Raw genomic sequence first — 18,573 nt, 5'->3', positions numbered from 1 at the left:
GGAATTCTAGAGAGAAACAACTTGGCCATTCTTGGAGGACTTGATCGCAGCCTCTGCAACCCGCAGCGTTGCGAGGCCGTCCCGCATAGTGACGATGTCATTTCGAAGACCGAGTACTGCGTCGCGGAAGGCTTCATGCTCAACGAGAAGCGGTTCGCGCTTCTTCAAGGCGTACCGAATCATCGAGCCCTCGGCCACGCCCCGAAATGCTGAGATCGGGTCCCAGAGGGTTTCGACCGTGCCGTTTTCGAAGAAGGTCAGGTCCGCCGTGAGTGTGTCTGCCACGAACGATCCCTTCTCCCCAGTGGCGATGGTGACGCGTTCTTTTAGAGGGGAAAGCCAATTTACAAGGTGATTTGTAATGACGTTGTTCGCGAGGCGGCCAGTGACGACCACGAGGTCTTCGTGTGGGCGACCGCTCTTGAGCGCGGTTTGTGCGAATACGGACGAGTATGCGCTCTGCGCGAGCCAGGCCGTTGAATCTATGTCATGGGTGCCCAGATCCTTGACGACGCCGACGTCCGCGATTCGAGCCGGAAATGGTCCCTGCCGACGAGTCGCTATCTGATAGACCGCACCGAGGTCTCCAGCCGAAATGCGTTCTCTCATACTCTGCAGTGCGGGATTGAAACGCTCGATGTGGCCAACAGCGCCGACGAGTCCACGGGATTCGAAGGCGGCGGCCAACTGGGCGCCCTCCTCTGCTGTGTTGGCGATTGGCTTTTCGATGAGGGCGTGCACGCCGGCTTCGGCTAGCGCGAGGCCGACGGCGGCATGGAACGCGGTGGGGACGGCCACAACGGCCATGTCCAAGTTGTGCTCCAGCAATTCGTCGACGGTCCGGCAGAACGGGGTGCTGCCTGCCACGTTGTGGGGGTCGCCCATTTCATCAGCCACGGCGACAAGCTCAACTCCCGTGATCTCGCGAAGAACCCGCGCATGGTGGCGACCCATCATACCTAAGCCGATAAGGCCAGCTCTAAGCTCTGTCATTAGGAACCTGCCTTGGTGAGTTTGTTCACTGCGGAAACGATTCGTTCAAGATCGTTCGATGTAAGAGAGGGGTGCACAGGAAGAGAGAGCACCTGCTGCGATGCTGCTTCGGTCTCCGGCAAGTCCAGAGCCTGTTGAAAGGAGGGCAGACGATGATTCGGTATGGGGTAGTACACGCCGGTCCCGATGTGGTGCTCGTCCCGGAGCGCCGCAACGATGCGATCTCGATCCTCGAGCACTCGAATTGTGTACTGGTGATAGACGGGCTCAGCTCCGGGTGCGGTCTTCGGGATGACAACGTTTGTCAAGTGCTCTGACAAGAAGGCGGCGTTCTGGCGGCGTTGCTCGGTCCATCCCCAGATCTTGGTGAGCTGGACGCGTCCGATGGCCGCGTGAATGTTGGTCATGCGCGCATTGAACCCGACGAGCTCGTTCTCGTATTGACGTTCCATGCCTTGGTTGCGAAGCAACCGCATGCGCCGTTCGATCTCTGGTGAGTTCATCGTGACCATTCCGCCCTCGCCAGACGTCATGTTTTTCGTCGGGTACAGGCTAAACATGGCAAAGTCACCGAATGAACCAACGCGTTCGCCGTTAAGGCTTGCTCCATGTGCCTGGGCAGCGTCTTCAAAAAGTTTGAGTCCATTGGCGGTTGCGATTCGCTGAAGGCTAGGCATATTTGCGGGGTGACCGTAAAGATGCACGGGCAGGATCCCTGCAGTTCGGCTGGAAATAGCGGCTTCTACCGAATCAGGATCAAGGCAATAGTGATCCGGTTCAATGTCCGCAAAAATGGGTGTTGCGCCAGTCAGAGCTACTGAATTGGCGGTCGCCGCAAAGGTGAAGGACGGCACGATGACTTCGTCTCCCGGACCGATCCCCGCGGCCAGGAGCCCCAGATGAAGCCCCGAAGTCCCCGAATTTACAGCGACGGCGGATCGACCATCCACGAGGACCTGAGAAAATTCTTCTTCGAAAAGTTTGACCTCATTGCCCTGCGCTAGTTGCCCGGACACGAGGACGGCATCGACTGCTCGTCGTTCGTCGTCGCCAATAAGAGGGCGAGCGGCGGGAATGAAATTAGGAATGGAAGCTGAAATCACTTTGCTCTCTCCGTTAGCCCGTTGGTGGCCACCTCATAGTGGTCGTCTGATTGTGGACAAACCCAGATGTCGCCCACGGCGGTGAGTGGGTAACCTGCTTTTCCGACCCAACCAATTTGTCGCGCGGGTACCCCCGCGACCAGCGCAAAATCCAGTACGTCCTTGATCACGACCGCCCCTGCCGCGACGGTTGCCCATCGTCCAATGTGCACCGGTGCGACACACACAGCGCGCGCGCCGATGGCCGCACCTTCGTCGATTATGACGCCGGTGGGGATCCAATCGGCAGCGGATTTCTGGGTACCATCGGGGTTGATCGCGCGTGGATACGTGTCGTTCGTCAAGACCACGGCCGGGCCGATGAAGACACCTGTTCCCAAGACGGCAGGCTCGTAGATCAGAGCATCATTCTGTATCTTAGAATTCGCACCGATCTTCACTCCGGCGCCGATGTAGGCGCCACGTCCGACTATGGAATTGTCGCCAACGATTGCTTCTTCTCGAACTTGTGCCAGATCCCAGACCTTGACGCCTGTTCCCATGGTTGCGCGATCAGAAACCGTCGCACTTTCTGCGATGTGCATTTTATGCCCGCCCCCGAGGTCCTTACGAAATATTTCAGTTGAGTCTATCTGCTGTGTGAGTGCGGAAAGCATCTGGTTGAATAGGGTCGTGTCAAGCCCCCAAAAGCTCCGAACGCGACCGCGCAAACAAGACCGCCCAATCTGGGTGCTTGGCATCGCCGCAGCGGTATTTCTGCTCCTTCTCCTGTGCGCATGGGTTGGCGCCCGCGCGCTGATGGCAAAGAGCGAGCTCGAAGCCGCAATGCCCCTGGCCACATCGATTCAAAATGGCATCACGGATGGTGACGTTGCCTCCGCGCAACGAGCCGTTGCTGATCTCAACTCACATGCGAACTCGGCCGCGGCGCTCACAAGCGATCCGGTCTGGCGGGCGTTTGAGATCCTGCCGTTTCTGGGACCGAACCTGGCGGCCGTCCGTCAGCTGGCTCAGGTCGTGAACGACATCAGCGAGTCGGCGGTCACGCCGTTGGTGTCGCTCGCGGATGGGTTCAGCGTTGACGCCTTCAGCCCGACCGGCGGAACCGTCGATCTGGGCCCCATCATGGAGGCACAAGTGAACATCGCTAACGCGGATCGCACCCTCGAGAAGGCCCAGTCGGACCTGGGCGAGATCGATACGTCCGGAACCATTCCGCAGGTGGACGCCGCAGCGCGCCAGCTCTCGCAGCTCGTTGAAAAGACAGCCGTCACAGTGAACTCAGCGAACCGGGCGGCCCAGCTCGTTCCGGCAATGCTTGGTGCCGGGGGGTCGCGTTCCTATCTGCTTCTGTTTCAGAACAACGCGGAGGTTCGAGCGACCGGCGGGCTCCCCGGAGCCTTCGCGGAAATTGCGACCAACGACGGCGGGATTGAAATCGTTCGCCAGGAGTCGGCGAACGGCATCATATTCCCCGACCCAGTGCTTGACCTGCCGGTTGAAACACGCGGGCTCTTCACCGATCGAATCAGTACTTTTATGGGTGACGTCACGCTCACTCCGGACTTCCCCACGACGGGACGGCTCGCTCGAGAGATGTGGAAACAGAAATACGACGCGGAGGTTGACGGCGTCATCTCCCTGGACCCGGTGGCGCTCAGCTATCTGTTGCGTTCGACCGGGCCCATCACGCTGGCGACGGGCGACGTGCTCACCAGCGAAAATGCCGTGCAGCTGCTGCTCACGGACGTGTACACAAAGTACGATAGCTCTGCCGAGCAGGACGCGTTCTTTGCGTCGGCGGCATCCGCTGTTTTCGAGGCGCTAGCGGGAGGCCAGGCAGAGCCCAAGGCGCTTATTTCGGCGCTGGCTCAGGCCGGCGATGAACGACGCATACTTCTGTGGAGCGCACATGAGGAGGACCAAACCGTGCTGGCCGGAACCACCCTGACGGGCGACCTTCCGGTGAGTGATGCCGCCGCCGAGCGAATAGGCATCTACTTCAATGACGCCACGGGCGCCAAGATGGACCCATACCTGGACGTGCAAATCGGCCTCGGCGAAGTGACGTGCCGCGAAGACGAGAGGCCGTACTACGCGGTTGACGTGACGCTCACGAGCACCGCCCCGCCGAATGCCGGGGAGGTCTTGCCGCCGTCGGTGACCGGACCGGGCACATTCGGTGTGGTTAAGGGGAACGTGAAAACCCTGATTCTGGTTTACGGACCGCCCGGTTCGGAGAACATGGGCGTGGCCCGTGGGGGAGAGGCCGTGCCGTACCACCCGGCGGCGCACATGGGATATTCCGTGAGTCAACTCGGTGTTGAACTGGCACCGGGCGAGTCCGTCACGACGCGCTTTCACCTGCTGGGCGGATCGGCGGAGCACGGGGCGCTTGAGGCCGTGAGCACGCCGCTGATCACCACCAACCCGGTGGCGGACGTCGACCTGAGCTGCGACGAGGCACTCCACTAATAGGCACGCGTGACGTCGGGCCGTTGGTCAGACGTTCCGAGACGCCCCGAACGTGGGGTGCACGGGTGCGAGGCCATCCGGGCATACTCAGCGACATGACGCCAGAGGATGAGCAACCACCCGACCTGTTCGATTTCACGGAAGACATCGGTTCCGGGCTGAAGATCACATTTGACGGTGACGGCATCATTGGCCCGAGCTGCCCATCGTGCGGCACGGAGATGGTGCCGGAACAGCGCTTCGTGAAGGAGCGTCTCGTCATCAGCGAGCGATGCCCGGCGTGCGGCCTGACCGTGCTGCTGCCCGACGTCTTCAAGGTGCTGGACGACGAATAGAGCACCCGCTCAACCGTTAACGGGCGGGTGACCACGTCGTCATCCGCTACGACGAGCAATTCAGGTGGGGCGGGGCGCGCTCGCTGGTGTGCGCAGGGCATCGCGGGCGTTGGCGCCGTCGCCCACGGGCACCAGCAGCGTGAGGGCGTGGCTCAGCGCCAGCACGCACCAGACCACAAACAGCACGGGCGAGGCGAAGACCACGGGCCACAGCACCCCCACGGCCAGCAGCGGGCTGAGCGGCCCGGCAACAATGATGGTGAGGTCTGCCCGCCTGCTCAGGCGCGGCCGCACCAGGTGAGAACGCATGCCGCGGCTCACCAGAAAGCCCGCCGCCTTGGGTCCGCCCACCACGCGAAACGCCACCACGTGCCCGGCCTCGTGCACGAGCACCGACAGCAGAAACAGGCCCAAGCCCCAGCCCACTCCGGCCAGCGCGGCGATATCGGGAACCAGCCCGCAGAGCAGCAGCGCCGCCACGGCGCCGAACCACGGCAGCATTCCCCAGGCGTTGTGCGCCACCGACGCCGCGGCGGCCCGCATCGCACCGCGCGGCACGGGCCGGCTGCGCCACCGGCCCGGCAGCGCCAGCCGAACGCGGCGCGACCTGCCCACCCAGTGCCAGTCCACGCTCACCAGACCGAGCTCGCAGGCCGCCGCCGGGTCGTCGGTCGCCAGGTCCAGGCCGGCGCAGCACCAGGCGCCGTTCACCACCTCGACCCCGGCCGAGGGTACCAGCGTGCGCTCACGCACGACGCACGTCGTCGGTGCTGTGGGCGGATGCGACCCCGGCGTACGCCAGCAACAACCCGGCGGCGGAGACCAGAGTGATCAACCAGATGAGCGCATCCGGGGTGAAGTCCTGCAACCACGCCAGCAGGCTCACGATCACCAGGTAGATGAAGGCCGCCAAGAAGCCCGACACCGTCATCGACAGGGGCTGCTCGTCGCTGTACGGAACCACCGTGCCGGCGAGCAGGGCGGCACCGAGCGCGAGAACCGCCCGGGCACCCACCTGGGCGGCGCTCGAGGGCTCGGCCAACCCGATGAGCACCTCGACGGCGAACACGAGGGAGCCGAGAACCGTTCCGCCCACCGCGTAGGCCACGATCTTGGGACTCACCCACCACAGCGGCCGGGCGATCAGGTGCACGCCCAGCCAATGGACTCGCAGGGTGCGACCCACGGCGTACACGGCCAGGAAGAAGGGGAACACCGGCGCGCTCAACGCGAGGGTGTGCGCGAGGTCGCGCAGCGGAGGCACGGCCGCCATGAGGTGCAGCGCGAACACCGCGGGAACCAGGATCACGACGGTCATGATGGCCTGCGGGTTGCGCACGGAGAGCAGCTCCTCGAGCCAGATCGCTGCGGACGCCGGGGTGTGCCGGGGGCGGCTTCCGCGGAACAGCCGGATGGCATCCGTTCCCTGCTCTTGCCGGTACACGCTGAACGACGCGGTCAAGATGGCCGCCGACAGGGAGGCCCACGCCAGCATGACCAGCCATGGACCCGGGGCGGCTGGGTCGGTGAGCACGCCGGCTGCCGCGCGGTGGAGCAGCAGGTCGGCAGCGGTGAACTCGCCCACCACGGCCGGTCGGAAGGTGAGCAGGTCGGCCGCTATCGCGGCCACGCCGAGCGCGATCACCGAGCACCCGGCCACGGCGGCGCTGTACTGCTGTGGCAGCCGCCCGTATCGGCGCAGACCGGAGGCGATGAGCGTGAAGATGCCCATGGACAGCCCCTGCACGATCACGATCACCGCTACGAGCAGGGCGAGGGCGAGCGCGATGTGCAACGGGTCGGGGTAGAGTTTTGCCACCACGGCGATGGTGGTGGAGCAGAGCACGGCGCTGAACCCCAGCCCCAGCACGAACGACGGCCCCACCTGCCCGGCCCGGGAGACCCTGCGGGCCACGGGCAGCAGGTCGAGCAGGGTCTGCAACGACGTGCGCGCCGGCATGGTCACGCAGAGAATCGTCGTCACGATCGCCGGAATGAGGATGGCGCTGCCGAACGCCGTGCGCACAATGTTGAGGCGCAGCACCTCGGGGATGTTCTGGGTGAGCTGCGCGGCGCTGGCCACAGCCAGCAGAAGCCCGAAGGCGGCGGCTGCGGCGGCCACGCACAGCACCGAGGCGCGCACCCTGCGTTCGGTGGTGTGGAAGATGGAGGCGAGCTCCCTCGTCCACAGCTTCAGGGTGACCGCGGAGATCTGCGCCGTTTCGGCGAGGGCACCGCTCATGATGCGGGGGAGTGCTTGTGCTTCAGGGTAAGGCGCACCGCGAGCGCCACCACGATGGCCGTCACAATGAAGACGGCAACCATGAGGCCGGTGCCGTTGGGCTCGAAGTTCAACGCCGGCAGATTGTTCTCGGTGGTGAACCAGGCCGTGAGCATTCCCGGCACCGTGGCCGTGGTGCCGGTGGCGAACGCGTACGTGACGGCGGCCACCAGGGTGAGGAACACCAGGGTGACGCCCAGTACGAGACCGGTGAACACGCTGAGGATGATCTTCAGTGTTGCGGTCATGACAGTTCCTCCTGAAGGTGAGTGAACATGGTGTTGATGCACGTGAGCCGCGTCTCGTTGTCGTGGGCCAGGCCGGTGACAGCGAGAAACACGTCTTCCAGGGTCTGTGCCGCGTGGGTCTGCTCGATGAGCGCCTGCGGGGTGCCGGAGGCCACGGTGCGCCCCGCGCTGACGATCGTCACCTCGCCGCAGTCACGCTGCGCGCGGATCATGTCGTGCGTGGCGATCAGCACGGCCCGGCCGCTCTTCGCAAACGTCTCGATCGTGTATTTGAGAACGGAAGCCGCGTCGGGGTCAAGCCCTCGGAACGGCTCGTCGAGCACGAGAATCTCCGGCTCGTGCATGAGTGCCGCGATCACCTGGATCTTGCGTTTCATGCCGTGGGAGTACTCGCCGATGAGCTTGTTGAGGTCGGCGTCGATTCCGAGGGCGGTCGCGAGTTGCACCGCGCGAGCGGAGTCGTGGCGCCTGCGCATGCCATCGTGGAAGGTGAGGTATTCACGCCCGGTGAGCGAGTTGGGCAGCGGCAGGTCGTCGGGCGCGAACCCGATGAGGCGGCGCGAGGCCTTGGACTCGATCGGTACGCCGGAGATGCTGACGGCGCCGTCGTTGGGGGAGATCAGCCCCGCAATGATGTGGAGGCATGTCGTTTTGCCCGAGCCATTCGGTCCGAGGAGGCCGTGCACGACACCTGGACGGATGGCCAGGGAGAAGTCGTCGACGGCGACGGCGGACCGGTAGCTTTTCGACACGTTGTGTACTTCGAGTATCGGGTGCATTTCTGGTGCCTCCACATCAGTGTGTGAGCCAAATTACCGACGGCAGTATGCCTTCCACGTGCCGCCGTTAGCCCACGACGGCATGTCGAGAGCGGGATACATGCCCTTCGACTGACACACGATCCACCACGCGGTGAGCAGCCCGAACGCCACGATGAGGGCCAGCGCGATAATCACGAGCACCACCCACCGATCTGTTCGGACCGCCGAGAGACGGATCATGCTGTTCGACGCTTGCTCGTGCAGTTCCAGTGCTTTCAACGCCAATGTTGGCATGCTGGTTCCTTCCGTTGCATGAGGTTTTGGTGCGGGACTTTCGAACGCGGTCACCCTACGTCCCTTTCCCCACCCCCAACGGGGGCTTGTCCGCCCCGTGCGCCCTCCGCTCCCGCGCCCCTCTCGCTGGTCGAGGCGCGACGAAGGAGCGATCGAGACCCCGTGAGCCGCTCCTCAGACCGTCTCACCAGGTCTCGATCGCTCGTACCTCGCGCCTCGACCAGCGGGTGCTTGCGCCTTGACCAGCGTGTGCTCGCGCCTCGACCAGCGGGTGCTCGCGCCTTGAGCAGCGGGTGAGACGCTGCTCAAACCGGGGAAACACCGGAAGTATGTGAAAATGACTCTGGGGTTTGTTTTGAGCTTCCGTCTGTCATCGAGGAAAGGCCGTTGAGTGGAACTCCGCGACTACATTCGCATTCTGCGCAAGAGCTGGGTGCTCATCGTGCTGCTCACTCTTGTTGCCGTGGGCGCAGCATCCACTTTCTCCATTCTGCAGACGCCTCAGTACAGTGCCACGTCGAAGGTTTTCGTGTCGACGCAGTCGAGTGGAACCACCTCGGAGCTGGCCCAGGGCAACAGCTTCACCGTGCAGCGTGTGAAGACGTACTCCGACCTCGTGACCACTCCTCTGGTGCTGCTTCCGGTGATCGGGTCGCTTGACCTGCAGGTCACGTCGGACGCCCTCAAGGGCAAGGTCACGGCATCCGCTCCTCTGGACACGTCGATCATTGACATCACCGTGGTGGACACCGACCCGGTGCGCGCCGCGGAAACCGCGAACGCCGTGTCGGAGAGCCTCACCTCGGTGGTGGCCGAGATCGAGGTGTCGAGCGGCGCCGACGCTGTCTCCCCGGTGAAGCTCACCCGTGTGCAGCAGGCCACCGTGCCGTCGGTTCCGGTGAGCCCGAACGTGCCGCTGAACATTGCGCTCGGCGCGCTCGTGGGTCTCGCGCTCGGCGTGGGAATCGCCGTGCTGCGCGAAACCCTCGAGACACGCATTCGCAACGAACGCGACGTGGAGCAGGTGACCGACACCCCCATTCTCGGCGGTATTGTGTTCGACCCGAAGGCCGGCGAGCGCCCGCTGATCGTGCACGTTGACCCGCGCAGCCCACGCGCCGAGTCGTTCAGGACCCTCCGCACCAACCTGCAGTTTCTCGACGTGGAGCGCACCGACCGCGCCTTCGTGGTGACCTCCTCAATTGAGAGCGAGGGCAAGAGCACCACCGGGGCCAACCTGGCCATTGCGCTGGCCGACTCCGGGTTGCGCGTGCTGCTGGTGGACGCCGACCTGCGCCGCCCGAAGATCTCGGACTACATGGGCATCGAGGGCGCCGTGGGGCTCACCGACGTGCTGATCGGCAAGGCCGAGCTGAAAGACGTGATTCAGCCCTGGGGGCGAGCACAGCTGTTCGTGCTGCCGGCCGGGCACATTCCGCCCAACCCGAGCGAGCTGCTCGGCTCGGCGCGCATGACGCACATCATCGCGGAATTCAACCGCGCGTTCGACGTGGTGCTCTTCGACTCGCCGCCGCTGTTGCCGGTGACCGATGCCGCGGTGCTCGCCAAGAACGTGGGCGGCGCGATCATCATCGTGGCCGCCGGGCGCACGCACAAGAACCAGCTGAAGGGCGCCATCGCCGCGCTCACCACCGTGGGCGCGTCGGTGTCGGGGCTCGTGCTCACGATGCTGCCGACCAAGGGACCCGACGCGTACGGGTACGGCAACTACGGCTACGGGTACGGCTACGGCTCCGACGTTGAGGCCGAGGCCGCCGCGCCCAAGGGCTCGCGCCGCACCCGGGTGAAGGCGTGACCGAAGCGCCCAAGCACGGCCGCCGCGCCGCCAAACCGCCCGCCCCGCCCGTCCCGCTGGTCGAGCTTGTCGAGACCCCGCGAGACCCCGCAACCCGATCTCGAGACGCGGTCACCGGGTTTCGAGACGCGGGCGAGGAGCATGCCCGCTCCTCAACCAGCGAACCGCTGGTCGAGGCGCGAGGAACGAGCGATCGAGACCCCGCAATCCGATCTCGAGACGCGGTCACCGGGTTTCGAGACGCGGGCGAGGAGCATGCCCGCTCCTCAACCAGCGAGATTTCCGTGCTCGTGGTCTGCACCGGCAACATCTGCCGCTCCCCGCTCGCGGAGCACCTGCTGCGCGCGCGCTTCGCCGCCGCCGGCATCTCCGCCACCGTGAGCAGCGCCGGAACCCGCGCGCTCGTCGGCCACGACATGACGGCCGAAGCCGCCGCCCTCGCTGTGGACTACGGCGCCGTCGACGCGCCGCACTCCGCGCAGCTGCTCACGCCGGAGCTCATCGCCCACGCCGATCTCGTGCTCACCGCCACCCGCGAGCACCGCAGCGCCGCCGTGTCGATGTACCCGAAGAGCACGCGCTACACGTTCACCCTCAACCAGCTCGCCCGGCTGATGCCGGAGGTCGAGACCCCGTCACGCGAGCCGCAGCCGGCCGGCATCGACTCGTTCATTGAGAGCATCGCGGCGTCGCGGGGCATGACGCCTCCCCCCGCCGACGCCACCGACGACGACATCGAAGACCCGTACCGCAGGTCCGCCGCGGTGTACGCGAGCGCGGCCGCCGCCATCGACGCGGCTGTCACCACCATCACTGCGGGCATCGCTGCCTCCCTCGGAAAACGGTAATCATGGCTCGTCGTCCCATTCGTCACGTACCGAAAGATTCCTCGCGTCGCCGCGTGTGGGTCTACGCCGCCGTGGCCGCGTTCATCATCTTCGACCTCGCCCTCATCGGCTTCGCCCTGAGCACCACCAAAGCGGATGCCGACGTCACCCCCGGCACCGTCCCCACCTCGTCCGAGGCTTCCACGCCCAGTGCCGAACCGGTGGCGAGCACCAGCCCCGCCGCGCCCACAGCGAGCACCGTCGTGGCCGTCACACCCAGTCGCATGATCTCCGCCGTTGACGGCACCACGGCCTGGCGGGCGGTGTCGGGGGAGTGCCCCACGGCATCCGTTTCGCCCGAAGTCAGCAGCGACTCGGGCGCCACCTGGACGTCGACCGACGCCTCCGGCCCCACCGACGTGAGCGCCGTGCAGAGCATCGCCGCGCAGAGCGGCAGCGTGGTGGAGTTCGTGGGACTCGACCAGGCGAACTGCGCGCCGCTGTTCGTGAAGACTTTCGTGGGCGGCGACAACTTTCGCTCCTACCCTGAGCAGCTCGACGGGCAGTGGTACGTGGATCCCGCCGACCGCGCCGTGGTGCACTCGCCCGCCGGCGACAGCGCCGCGCCGTGCGCGTCGGTGCTGGCGCTCGCGCCCCGTAGCGGAACCGAGGCCGCCGTGCTCTGCTCCTCCAACGAGCTGTACGTCACAGCGGATGCCGCGGCCACCTGGTCCGCCGCCGCCGTGCTGGCCGGTGCCGTGAACGTGGCAGCATCGGACGCCGGTTACGTGGCAGCCGTCGCCGGTGCCGCCGACTGCGCCGGAGTGCAGGTCGTCACCCTCACCCCCGAGCTCGCCCCCACCGTGACCGGCTGCCTGCCCGTGGCCGGGGACCTGCCGGGCAACGTCACCCTCTCCGCCACCGGCGACACCCTGTGGCTCTGGGCCAACGACACCCTCGCCCGCAGCACCACCGCCGGCGCCGCCTGGCTCTAGCCCCCGCCCCTCACCGCCGCCCCCATCCCGCTGGTCGAGGCGCGACGAAGGAGCGATCGAGACCGGGTGAGCCGAGTCTGAGAGTCGGCCTGCGCGGTCTCGAGCTGAGGAGGTGCTTCGCGCCATCGGGGGATGCGGAATGCGTCGCGGTTTTCCGCCCCCTCCGCTGGTCGAGGAACGCCGTCTACGGCGTGTCTCGAGACCGGGTGAGCCGAGTCTGAGAGTCGGCCTGCGCGGTCTCGAGCCGCTCGTGCCTCGCTCCTCGACCAGCGGGATGGGGAACACGATGCGTTTCCCTAGTAGACGCTCGTGCCTCGCTCCTCGACGAGCGGGACACCCCGCCCTGCTCCCGGGGTTGTCCCGCCCGCCCAGCGGAGTACGATCGCACACGAGACTTGCGGAGTCGTGCGACGCACAGTTCGAGGGATGTGCCTTCCGATGCAGACCAATTGGCGAACCGTTGTTGCGGGGGTCTCACTCGCGCTCGTGCTCATCGGGCTGGCGGGCTGCACGGCCGCGAATCCGTCTGCCCAGGCACCCCCGTCGAGCGAACCCCGCATGCTGGGGAGACCGCGCAGCGCGCTCCCTCCTGGGTTGGGTGCGAGGTCCCAGCAGCTTGAGGACACCGCGCGCGAGAGTGAGAGCGAGAAGTTCCAACGCCAGTGCGAGGCCGGCGTCAATCAGTGGACCTCCGGCCAGGTGTCGTACCCGCTCACCATCCAGGTCGCGCTGAACAACCCGAAGATCTACAACGTGGTCGTCGACGTGCAAGACGTGAAGTTGCCGCCCGACCAGATGATTCAGCTCGACCGGGGCGTGGCGCGGGGGGAGAAGGTGATGGTGCAGTGCGATATTGCCGCGCGTCTCACCTCCGCTGGCGATGGCGTAGAGATCACCCAAACGTCCACGACAGGCTATGACGGCTGGGTGCTGCGCACCTTCTCGCCCCTCGGCATGGCGGAATGGTCGTGGAGCATCGTGGCCACGACCCCCGTAGACCAGGAACTACAGCTTGAGCTGCAGCCAGCGGTGCGGCAAGCGGATGCGCTGCCAGCCCTCTCGGAGGCGAACGCCGCGTCATTCACGAGCCGGGTGCAGGTGGATGCCACACCGGTGGAGCGCGTGTCGTACTGGTTCCAGACCCAGTGGCAGCCGCTCTTGGCGATCACGGGAGCGCTGGCCGCTGCGGTCGTGGCCGTGGGCCTGTGGTGGGAACGCTACTTCTCCCGAGCCGCGCGGGCGAAGCGGAGGGGTCACCAGTCGGATCACCTCCTGTGAGCTCGAATCGCTTCGCCAACGTTGATACTGTCAAGCCTGGTCAGCCACGGGGTGCGGGCCTAACTGGCCGGGCTCGCGGCATCCGCTCGGGCGGGTGTGAGCGCGATGAGCGCCGGCACGAACGCGAAGACGGCAGCGGCCGAGACCCAGAGCGCCAGGTTGTGCTCCGCGGCAGCGCTGCCGGCGGCGGCCCCCAGGCTCGCGCTGACGGTCCAGATGATGAAGCAGATGCTGCCGACGAGGCCGGTGACCAGCAGCGTGAGGCGGGGCGGGCGGTCGGCCACGGGAGTCAGCCCGGCGACAAACCCGAACACGCCGGTGATCAGGGCGGTCACCCCGGTGATGCCGAGAAGCACCCACGTGGGCTGTGTCGTGGCCACCTCGCCACCTGACCACTGGGCGGGGAGGGCGCCGGGCAGGCCCGCGCGCCACATCAACCAGGTCGCGAGAATGGCGACAACCGGCACGAGTGTGAGCACCCCGGCCGCAACCAAGCGGATGCTGCGTGTCTTCTGACCGGACGTCGGCATATTGTCCCCCTTGCCTTCCCCAGCCTATTGCTCGTCGAGACCCCGACGAGGAGCGTCTCGCCAGGTCTATTGGGGAAATGCGATGCCTCTCCCCATCTCGCTGGTCGAGGCGCGACGAAGGAGTGATCGAGACCCCGCGACCCGACTCCCAGGTTCATCTCCCTAGTAGGGAAATGCGATGCCTCTCCCCATCTCGTTGGTCGAGGCGCGACGAAGGAGCGATCGAGACCCCGCGACCCGACTCTCAGGCTCGGCTCACCGGGTCTCTAGACACGCCGTAGACGGCGTTCCTCGACCAGCGGGTACCGCCACGAGGGGTTCCCTTTCCGGTGGTGCCGGAGCACACTGACAGCGTGCACGCGCGTGCCGGGAGGTCGAAATGGGAACGCTCAGTTCGGGTTGGCGCAGACGGATGGCGGGCGGTGTCGCATCCGCTCTGCTGTGCGGCGGGATGCTGCTGGTCGGGGCGACCGCGCAGGCCGGCGCCGCGACACCCGCGCCGAGTGTGTCGGCGGCGACCGACCAGCCGGCTCCCACCACGGCAGAGCTCGAGCGCCAGAAACTCGAGGAAGAGGTTCGGCAGCTGCGGCTGACCAACAGTCAGGCCGAGGGCTGGCTGGGCGGGCTTCTGCCGTTCGCGCCGTTCGTGACGGTGTTGATCGCGGTCGCCACGCTCGGCGCCGCCCTCTACAAGCAGTCCACGGATCTCGCCGCGGCACGGCTCGCGGCCGAAACCGAGGCCGCCCAGTGGCGCGCGGACTTTGCCCTGCAGCAGGAGGCGGAGGCGGCGAAGAACGAGCAGTGGCGGCAGGAGTTTCTGCGCCAGCAGCAGCTCGACCGGGCCGCCGCAGAGCAGGAAGAGCTGGGCCGGTTCGACGAGACCCTCAGCCGAGTCTCAGCGCAGATATCGTCGGACAACCCGGGCCTGAGCCTGAACGGCGCCGCTGCGCTCGGCCTCTTCCTGAAGCCGCGGTACCTGGAGCTGCATGCCGATCTGCTGCGCATCATCATCGCGAACCTGAAGGCGACGCCCACTGCGGAGGTCGCGGATCTGTTGCGCGATGACCTCGCCCGGGTGCTCGGCCTGCTCTTCGCGGGCGGCCAACCGAACCCAGACGTGCCGAGCCCCGTCGACCTCACGCGCCTCAACCTCAACCGCCTCGACCTGCACGGGCTGAAGCTGCCGGACGGCTTGATTCTCGACCTCGCCTATGCCACCCTCGAAAACGCCGACCTCAGCGAGATGACCATGGCACGGGCGCAGGGACTGCAGGCCACCCTCGACGGCGCACGGTTTTCCCGCACGATCATGAACGAGGCGCGGTTCAATGAGGCCCACGCGATCGTGAAACCCGTGCACTTTCACGAGACGACCCTCGTGAGCGCGACTTTCGACGGCGCGCACCTGCCCGGCGCCGAGTTTCAGCGCGCCCACCTGCAGGGAACTAAGTTTCGGCACTGCGACCTGCGCGGGGCGCGCTTCGAGGGGGCCAACGTCAACGACGCCTACTTTCAGGGCGCAGACCTCGATGAAGCGGCGAAGCGCAGCATCGCCCTGGGGGCGCACCACTGGCAAGACGCCCACTTCGACCCGCCCGTTCTGCAGCGGCTGAAAGAGATCGCCGGCATCTCGAATTAGCCCGTTGACGGTCGGCCGGGGCGGGTTCATAATGGTCGCAAGCTGGGTCGGATTGAGAGTAACCACTCGCTTCGTGGGTAAACCTCGGGGGGTGTGGAAGCTCGGCCGACCTGGCCCCTTTCATGTGTGGCCAGCGCGCGGCCTACCCCCTAAACGTCCGATCGTGCGGGCCCGAATGTAGCGCTACCCTGAGACGCTTACAGCGCAGGAGAGGCACAACCCACGACACTGTGGGTACCTCCAGCTGTGGGACGTCCACTAGGGAGCGCCTTGGCACCGAACACCATCCACGGTGATGCATCATGAGCGCCAGCGCGCTGCAGCATCCGTCTGTCGCGCCTCGCCACGAGACGCCCTCCCCGGGCGACTGGCGCGATTCCTACGCCTGGGGGCTCCGGGTCACCGACCTGCTCGTGCTCGTGTGGGTCGTTTTCGGCGTGCAAATCGCGTGGTTCGGCTTCACCGTCTCCGACGTGCAGTTTCGGGGGGAGCTCTACGCCGTGGCCGTGAACTACACGGCGATTTCGGTGATCCTCATCGCCGCGTGGATGGTCATTCTCGGCATCTACGGTTCCCGGGGGTACCGGGTGATCGGCACCGGCTCACAGGAATACCGGGCGATCGCCGGCGCCACCGTGCGGTTGTTCGGTCTCGTTGCCCTAGCCGCGTACCTTTTTCAGATCGACCTCGCACGGGGGTACATTCTCATTGCCTTCCCCATGGGGCTGGTCGTGCTGGTGTTCTCCCGCTGGATCTGGCGGCAGTGGCTCAGCGTCAAGCGCCTGAACGGCCAGTACTCCTCGCGGGTCGTGCTGATCGGGTCGCCCTCCTCCGTCGCGCTGCTGCACAGGGAACTGGCGCGACAGTCGGAGGCCGGCTACCTCGTGGTGGGCGCGTGCATCCCCAGTGGGTTCGCGGGAGACGTGCTGCCGGGCAGCGCCGTACCAGTCTTCGGCTCCGTCACTCTGCTGCAGCAGTTCATGGCCGAGAACCGGGCCGACACCGTGATCGTCACGAGCAACGCCGAAATGTCCCCGCACGATATGCGTGAGCTCAGCTGGAGCCTCGAACCGGGCCGTCAGCACCTGGTCGTGGCCCCCAACCTCACCGGTATCGGTGGCCCGCGCATCCACACCCGGCCCGTGAACGGCCTGCCGCTCATCCACGTGGAAACTCCCCGGTACGAGGGCGGCAAGCTCTTCGCCAAGCGGGGCTTCGACGTGGTCGCGTCGTTCCTGCTGATCGTGCTCCTCAGCGTTCCGCTCGCCGTGATCGCCCTCATCGTGCGGTTCAGCACCCCCGGGCCGGTGGTGTTTCGCCAGAAGCGCGTGGGCCTCAACGGCAAACAGTTCACCATGCTCAAATTTCGATCGATGGTGACGGATGCCGAGAGCCAGTTGGCCACGCTGCAAGCGCAGAAGCGCAGCGCGGGAAACGCCGTGCTGTTCAAGATGGAGAACGACCCGCGCATCACCCCGGCCGGCCGGGTCTTGCGTCGGTTCAGCCTGGATGAGCTGCCGCAGCTCTTCAACGTGCTCGGGGGCAGCATGTCGCTCGTGGGGCCGCGCCCCTCGCTCGAACGCGAAGTGAGCGAATACGAAACGCATGTGCACCGCCGTTTTCTCGTGAAGCCCGGCATCACCGGCCCGTGGCAGGTGGGCGGCCGCTCCAACCTCTCGTGGGAAGACACGGTTCGCCTTGACCTGTACTACGTGGAGAACTGGTCGATCATGGGCGACATCGTCATTCTCTGGCGCACGGCCAGCGCCGTGATGGCCAGGGACGGCGCCTTCTGATGCCCGCTCCCGCGATCGCGTTCTTGGTGCTGGCCCACGCCGACCCCGAACAGGTGAAACGGCTTGTCGCGCGGCTGAAACCGCACGACGTCTTCATCCACGTTGACGCCAAGACCACCCTTGATGCCGCGTGGGCGCAGGTCGACGCACAGCTCATTCCCAATCGAGTGCCGGTGTACTGGGCCGGGTTTTCCCAGGTGCACGCGACCCTCGCACTGCTGAAGGCCGCCCTCGCCACGAACACCGTCTACGACCGCATCGTTTTGCTGTCCGGCGCGTGCTACCCGAGTCGGCCGCTACCTGAACTGGAAGACCTGTTCCGCACCAATCCGGGCCGCAACTTCATCAAGTACGTGCACGTTCGCGAATCCGCGCACCTCTCCACGCTCATCGACCACGTGTACTTTCGGGGCGGCATCCTTCCCTGGCGTGCCACGACCAGGTCGAGAGCTCTTCTCCTCGCCGAGCGCGTGCTGCGCAAGTGTCTGGAGAAGGCCAGCAGCCTCGTGACGCGCAAGCCACTCGCCGGCTGGACTCCGTTCCACGGCAGCGCCTACTGGGCCATCACGCCCGAGGCCGGGCAGCACATTCTCGATACCGTCGCCGGTTCGCGCGGGCAGGCACTGGAGAAATACTATCGCCGCGCTTTCGCGAGCGACGAACAGTTCTTCCACACCATCATCGGCAATTCCTCCTTCGCGGAGTGCAGCACGGGGCCGCAGGAGTTCCTGGGGCGGGGAACCTACCGCATGGGGAATCTTCATCTGGTCGATCCCAGCCTCACCAAATGGTTCGGGCCGGGCGATCTGCAGATGGTGACCCAGTCCCCGATGTACTTCGTGCGCAAGGTGCGATCGTCCACGTCTGCAGGGCTTCTCGATGCTCTCGATCAGCGGGCGGGCGAGGTCACAAAAGCCCCCCAGTGAAGGGGGGTTCAGCCCTAATACCCCCGGACGGGCGGTGTTTTGCGTGCTCGATCACCCATACGCTGTGCTGTGTTAGCCGCCCAAGTTACCGAGCATCGTTGCTGTTTCGAAGGCATGAAACGAGCCGAGAACTAGTGGGGAGTGGCGATGAGTGAAGACCGTATGAATGCCTCCGGTGCTGGATCGTTCACCGTTCGCTCGATGAAGTCTTGGGCCCGTTGACCGCATTCGCGACGAATTCCGCAGAACCCAAAGCGAAAGGTCTGCCCGTGAGTT

General features: G+C 65.7%; 18 protein-coding genes. 9 read left to right on the top strand and 9 right to left on the bottom strand.

Annotated elements, in window-relative coordinates; translation table 11 throughout:
• Nucleotides 1–6: 6 nt before the first annotated feature.
• From BJ997_RS14675 to BJ997_RS14665, 3 genes are read right to left on the bottom strand one after another with little or no spacing between them, the layout of a single operon-like run.
• Nucleotides 7–993: a Gfo/Idh/MocA family protein gene (locus BJ997_RS14675; protein ID WP_035834720.1), complete on the bottom strand. Its 987-nt coding sequence runs from the start codon at nucleotides 991–993 to the stop codon at nucleotides 7–9.
• Entirely contained in the window at nucleotides 993–2,096 is a 1,104-nt protein-coding gene (locus BJ997_RS14670) for a DegT/DnrJ/EryC1/StrS family aminotransferase (protein ID WP_236628704.1), read from the bottom strand. Before BJ997_RS14670 ends, BJ997_RS14675 begins: the two co-directional genes overlap by 1 nt.
• Nucleotides 2,093–2,680 (bottom strand): acyltransferase, encoded by a 588-nt coding sequence (locus BJ997_RS14665; RefSeq protein WP_035834721.1) that lies wholly within the window; start codon nucleotides 2,678–2,680, stop codon nucleotides 2,093–2,095. Before BJ997_RS14665 ends, BJ997_RS14670 begins: the two co-directional genes overlap by 4 nt.
• A gap of 214 nt (nucleotides 2,681–2,894) precedes the next feature.
• On the opposite strand from BJ997_RS14665, the gene BJ997_RS14660 reads away from it, so the two are divergent.
• Entirely contained in the window at nucleotides 2,895–4,571 is a 1,677-nt protein-coding gene (locus BJ997_RS14660) for a DUF4012 domain-containing protein (RefSeq protein ID WP_160175831.1), read from the top strand.
• Nucleotides 4,572–4,666: 95 nt separating this feature from the next.
• Nucleotides 4,667–4,906 (top strand): zf-TFIIB domain-containing protein, encoded by a 240-nt coding sequence (locus tag BJ997_RS14655; protein WP_035834722.1) that lies wholly within the window; start codon nucleotides 4,667–4,669, stop codon nucleotides 4,904–4,906.
• Between the two features lie 60 nt (nucleotides 4,907–4,966).
• Here BJ997_RS14655 and BJ997_RS14650 read toward each other — a convergent pair whose 3' ends face one another.
• Genes BJ997_RS14650 through BJ997_RS14630 form a run of 5 tightly spaced genes read right to left on the bottom strand, consistent with a single transcriptional unit; the run spans nucleotide 4,967 to nucleotide 8,490 of the window.
• The gene (locus BJ997_RS14650; protein ID WP_035834723.1) at nucleotides 4,967–5,659 is read right to left on the bottom strand and encodes a zinc metalloprotease; all 693 of its coding nucleotides are present in this window, start codon (nucleotides 5,657–5,659) and stop codon (nucleotides 4,967–4,969) included.
• Entirely contained in the window at nucleotides 5,652–7,148 is a 1,497-nt protein-coding gene (locus BJ997_RS14645; protein WP_035834724.1) for a hypothetical protein, read from the bottom strand. The genes BJ997_RS14650 and BJ997_RS14645 overlap by 8 nt, the downstream gene beginning before the upstream one ends.
• Nucleotides 7,145–7,435, bottom strand: a complete 291-nt coding sequence (locus BJ997_RS14640) for a hypothetical protein (protein ID WP_035834725.1) — start codon at nucleotides 7,433–7,435, stop codon at nucleotides 7,145–7,147. Before BJ997_RS14640 ends, BJ997_RS14645 begins: the two co-directional genes overlap by 4 nt.
• The gene (locus tag BJ997_RS14635; RefSeq protein WP_052541862.1) at nucleotides 7,432–8,214 is read right to left on the bottom strand and encodes an ABC transporter ATP-binding protein; all 783 of its coding nucleotides are present in this window, start codon (nucleotides 8,212–8,214) and stop codon (nucleotides 7,432–7,434) included. Before BJ997_RS14635 ends, BJ997_RS14640 begins: the two co-directional genes overlap by 4 nt.
• A gap of 33 nt (nucleotides 8,215–8,247) precedes the next feature.
• Complete coding sequence (locus BJ997_RS14630) at nucleotides 8,248–8,490, bottom strand: hypothetical protein (RefSeq protein WP_035834726.1); 243 nt, start codon at nucleotides 8,488–8,490, stop codon at nucleotides 8,248–8,250.
• A 391-nt stretch (nucleotides 8,491–8,881) separates the two neighbouring features.
• Between BJ997_RS14630 and BJ997_RS14625 the strand changes: the two genes are divergently transcribed.
• The 4 genes from BJ997_RS14625 to BJ997_RS14610 all read left to right on the top strand — a co-directional run bounded on the left by BJ997_RS14625 (nucleotide 8,882) and on the right by BJ997_RS14610 (nucleotide 13,406).
• Nucleotides 8,882–10,306, top strand: a complete 1,425-nt coding sequence (locus tag BJ997_RS14625) for a tyrosine-protein kinase domain-containing protein (protein ID WP_035834727.1) — start codon at nucleotides 8,882–8,884, stop codon at nucleotides 10,304–10,306.
• Entirely contained in the window at nucleotides 10,303–11,154 is an 852-nt protein-coding gene (locus tag BJ997_RS21575) for an arsenate reductase/protein-tyrosine-phosphatase family protein (protein WP_052541863.1), read from the top strand. Before BJ997_RS14625 ends, BJ997_RS21575 begins: the two co-directional genes overlap by 4 nt.
• A 2-nt stretch (nucleotides 11,155–11,156) precedes the next feature.
• Nucleotides 11,157–12,128 (top strand): RodZ family helix-turn-helix domain-containing protein, encoded by a 972-nt coding sequence (locus tag BJ997_RS14615; RefSeq protein WP_035834728.1) that lies wholly within the window; start codon nucleotides 11,157–11,159, stop codon nucleotides 12,126–12,128.
• Nucleotides 12,129–12,566: 438 nt separating this feature from the next.
• Complete coding sequence (locus BJ997_RS14610; RefSeq protein WP_035834729.1) at nucleotides 12,567–13,406, top strand: hypothetical protein; 840 nt, start codon at nucleotides 12,567–12,569, stop codon at nucleotides 13,404–13,406.
• 59 nt (nucleotides 13,407–13,465) lie between these two features.
• Here the strand turns inward: BJ997_RS14610 and BJ997_RS14605 are convergent, their stop codons facing one another.
• Nucleotides 13,466–13,936, bottom strand: coding sequence for a hypothetical protein (locus BJ997_RS14605; RefSeq protein WP_183323578.1), 471 nt, complete (start codon nucleotides 13,934–13,936; stop codon nucleotides 13,466–13,468).
• Nucleotides 13,937–14,315: 379 nt separating this feature from the next.
• Between BJ997_RS14605 and BJ997_RS14600 the strand changes: the two genes are divergently transcribed.
• The 3 genes from BJ997_RS14600 (at nucleotide 14,316) to BJ997_RS14590 (ending at nucleotide 18,297) form a co-directional block, all read left to right on the top strand.
• Nucleotides 14,316–15,575 carry a pentapeptide repeat-containing protein gene (locus tag BJ997_RS14600; protein ID WP_183323576.1) on the top strand — a complete coding sequence of 420 codons (1,260 nt, stop codon included), beginning with the start codon at nucleotides 14,316–14,318 and terminating at the stop codon, nucleotides 15,573–15,575.
• Nucleotides 15,576–15,877: 302 nt separating this feature from the next.
• Nucleotides 15,878–17,371 carry a sugar transferase gene (locus tag BJ997_RS14595; RefSeq protein ID WP_052541864.1) on the top strand — a complete coding sequence of 498 codons (1,494 nt, stop codon included), beginning with the start codon at nucleotides 15,878–15,880 and terminating at the stop codon, nucleotides 17,369–17,371.
• Nucleotides 17,371–18,297, top strand: a complete 927-nt coding sequence (locus BJ997_RS14590; RefSeq protein ID WP_035834734.1) for a beta-1,6-N-acetylglucosaminyltransferase — start codon at nucleotides 17,371–17,373, stop codon at nucleotides 18,295–18,297. Before BJ997_RS14595 ends, BJ997_RS14590 begins: the two co-directional genes overlap by 1 nt.
• Nucleotides 18,298–18,573 lie beyond the last annotated feature (276 nt).

Source organism: Cryobacterium roopkundense (assembly GCF_014200405.1).
GTDB classification, from domain to species: domain Bacteria; phylum Actinomycetota; class Actinomycetes; order Actinomycetales; family Microbacteriaceae; genus Cryobacterium; species Cryobacterium roopkundense.
Note: the sequence above shows the minus strand (reverse complement) of the source record. Positions and strands in the feature narration are given on the sequence as shown.

What these genes read in the sequence shown, in the direction of transcription:
- BJ997_RS14635 (WP_052541862.1), bottom strand. Translation starts at nt 8,214, where the DNA reads ATGCACCCGATACTCGAAGTACACAACGTGTCGAAAAGCTACCGGTCC.
- BJ997_RS14590 (WP_035834734.1), top strand. Translation starts at nt 17,371, where the DNA reads ATGCCCGCTCCCGCGATCGCGTTCTTGGTGCTGGCCCACGCCGACCCC.
- BJ997_RS14640 (WP_035834725.1), bottom strand. Translation starts at nt 7,435, where the DNA reads ATGACCGCAACACTGAAGATCATCCTCAGCGTGTTCACCGGTCTCGTA.
- BJ997_RS14600 (WP_183323576.1), top strand. Translation starts at nt 14,316, where the DNA reads ATGGGAACGCTCAGTTCGGGTTGGCGCAGACGGATGGCGGGCGGTGTC.
- BJ997_RS14655 (WP_035834722.1), top strand. Translation starts at nt 4,667, where the DNA reads ATGACGCCAGAGGATGAGCAACCACCCGACCTGTTCGATTTCACGGAA.
- BJ997_RS14675 (WP_035834720.1), bottom strand. Translation starts at nt 993, where the DNA reads ATGACAGAGCTTAGAGCTGGCCTTATCGGCTTAGGTATGATGGGTCGC.
- BJ997_RS14605 (WP_183323578.1), bottom strand. Translation starts at nt 13,936, where the DNA reads ATGCCGACGTCCGGTCAGAAGACACGCAGCATCCGCTTGGTTGCGGCC.
- BJ997_RS14595 (WP_052541864.1), top strand. Translation starts at nt 15,878, where the DNA reads ATGAGCGCCAGCGCGCTGCAGCATCCGTCTGTCGCGCCTCGCCACGAG.
- BJ997_RS14615 (WP_035834728.1), top strand. Translation starts at nt 11,157, where the DNA reads ATGGCTCGTCGTCCCATTCGTCACGTACCGAAAGATTCCTCGCGTCGC.
- BJ997_RS14665 (WP_035834721.1), bottom strand. Translation starts at nt 2,680, where the DNA reads ATGCACATCGCAGAAAGTGCGACGGTTTCTGATCGCGCAACCATGGGA.
- BJ997_RS14645 (WP_035834724.1), bottom strand. Translation starts at nt 7,148, where the DNA reads ATGAGCGGTGCCCTCGCCGAAACGGCGCAGATCTCCGCGGTCACCCTG.
- BJ997_RS14630 (WP_035834726.1), bottom strand. Translation starts at nt 8,490, where the DNA reads ATGCCAACATTGGCGTTGAAAGCACTGGAACTGCACGAGCAAGCGTCG.
- BJ997_RS14660 (WP_160175831.1), top strand. Translation starts at nt 2,895, where the DNA reads ATGGCAAAGAGCGAGCTCGAAGCCGCAATGCCCCTGGCCACATCGATT.
- BJ997_RS14610 (WP_035834729.1), top strand. Translation starts at nt 12,567, where the DNA reads ATGCAGACCAATTGGCGAACCGTTGTTGCGGGGGTCTCACTCGCGCTC.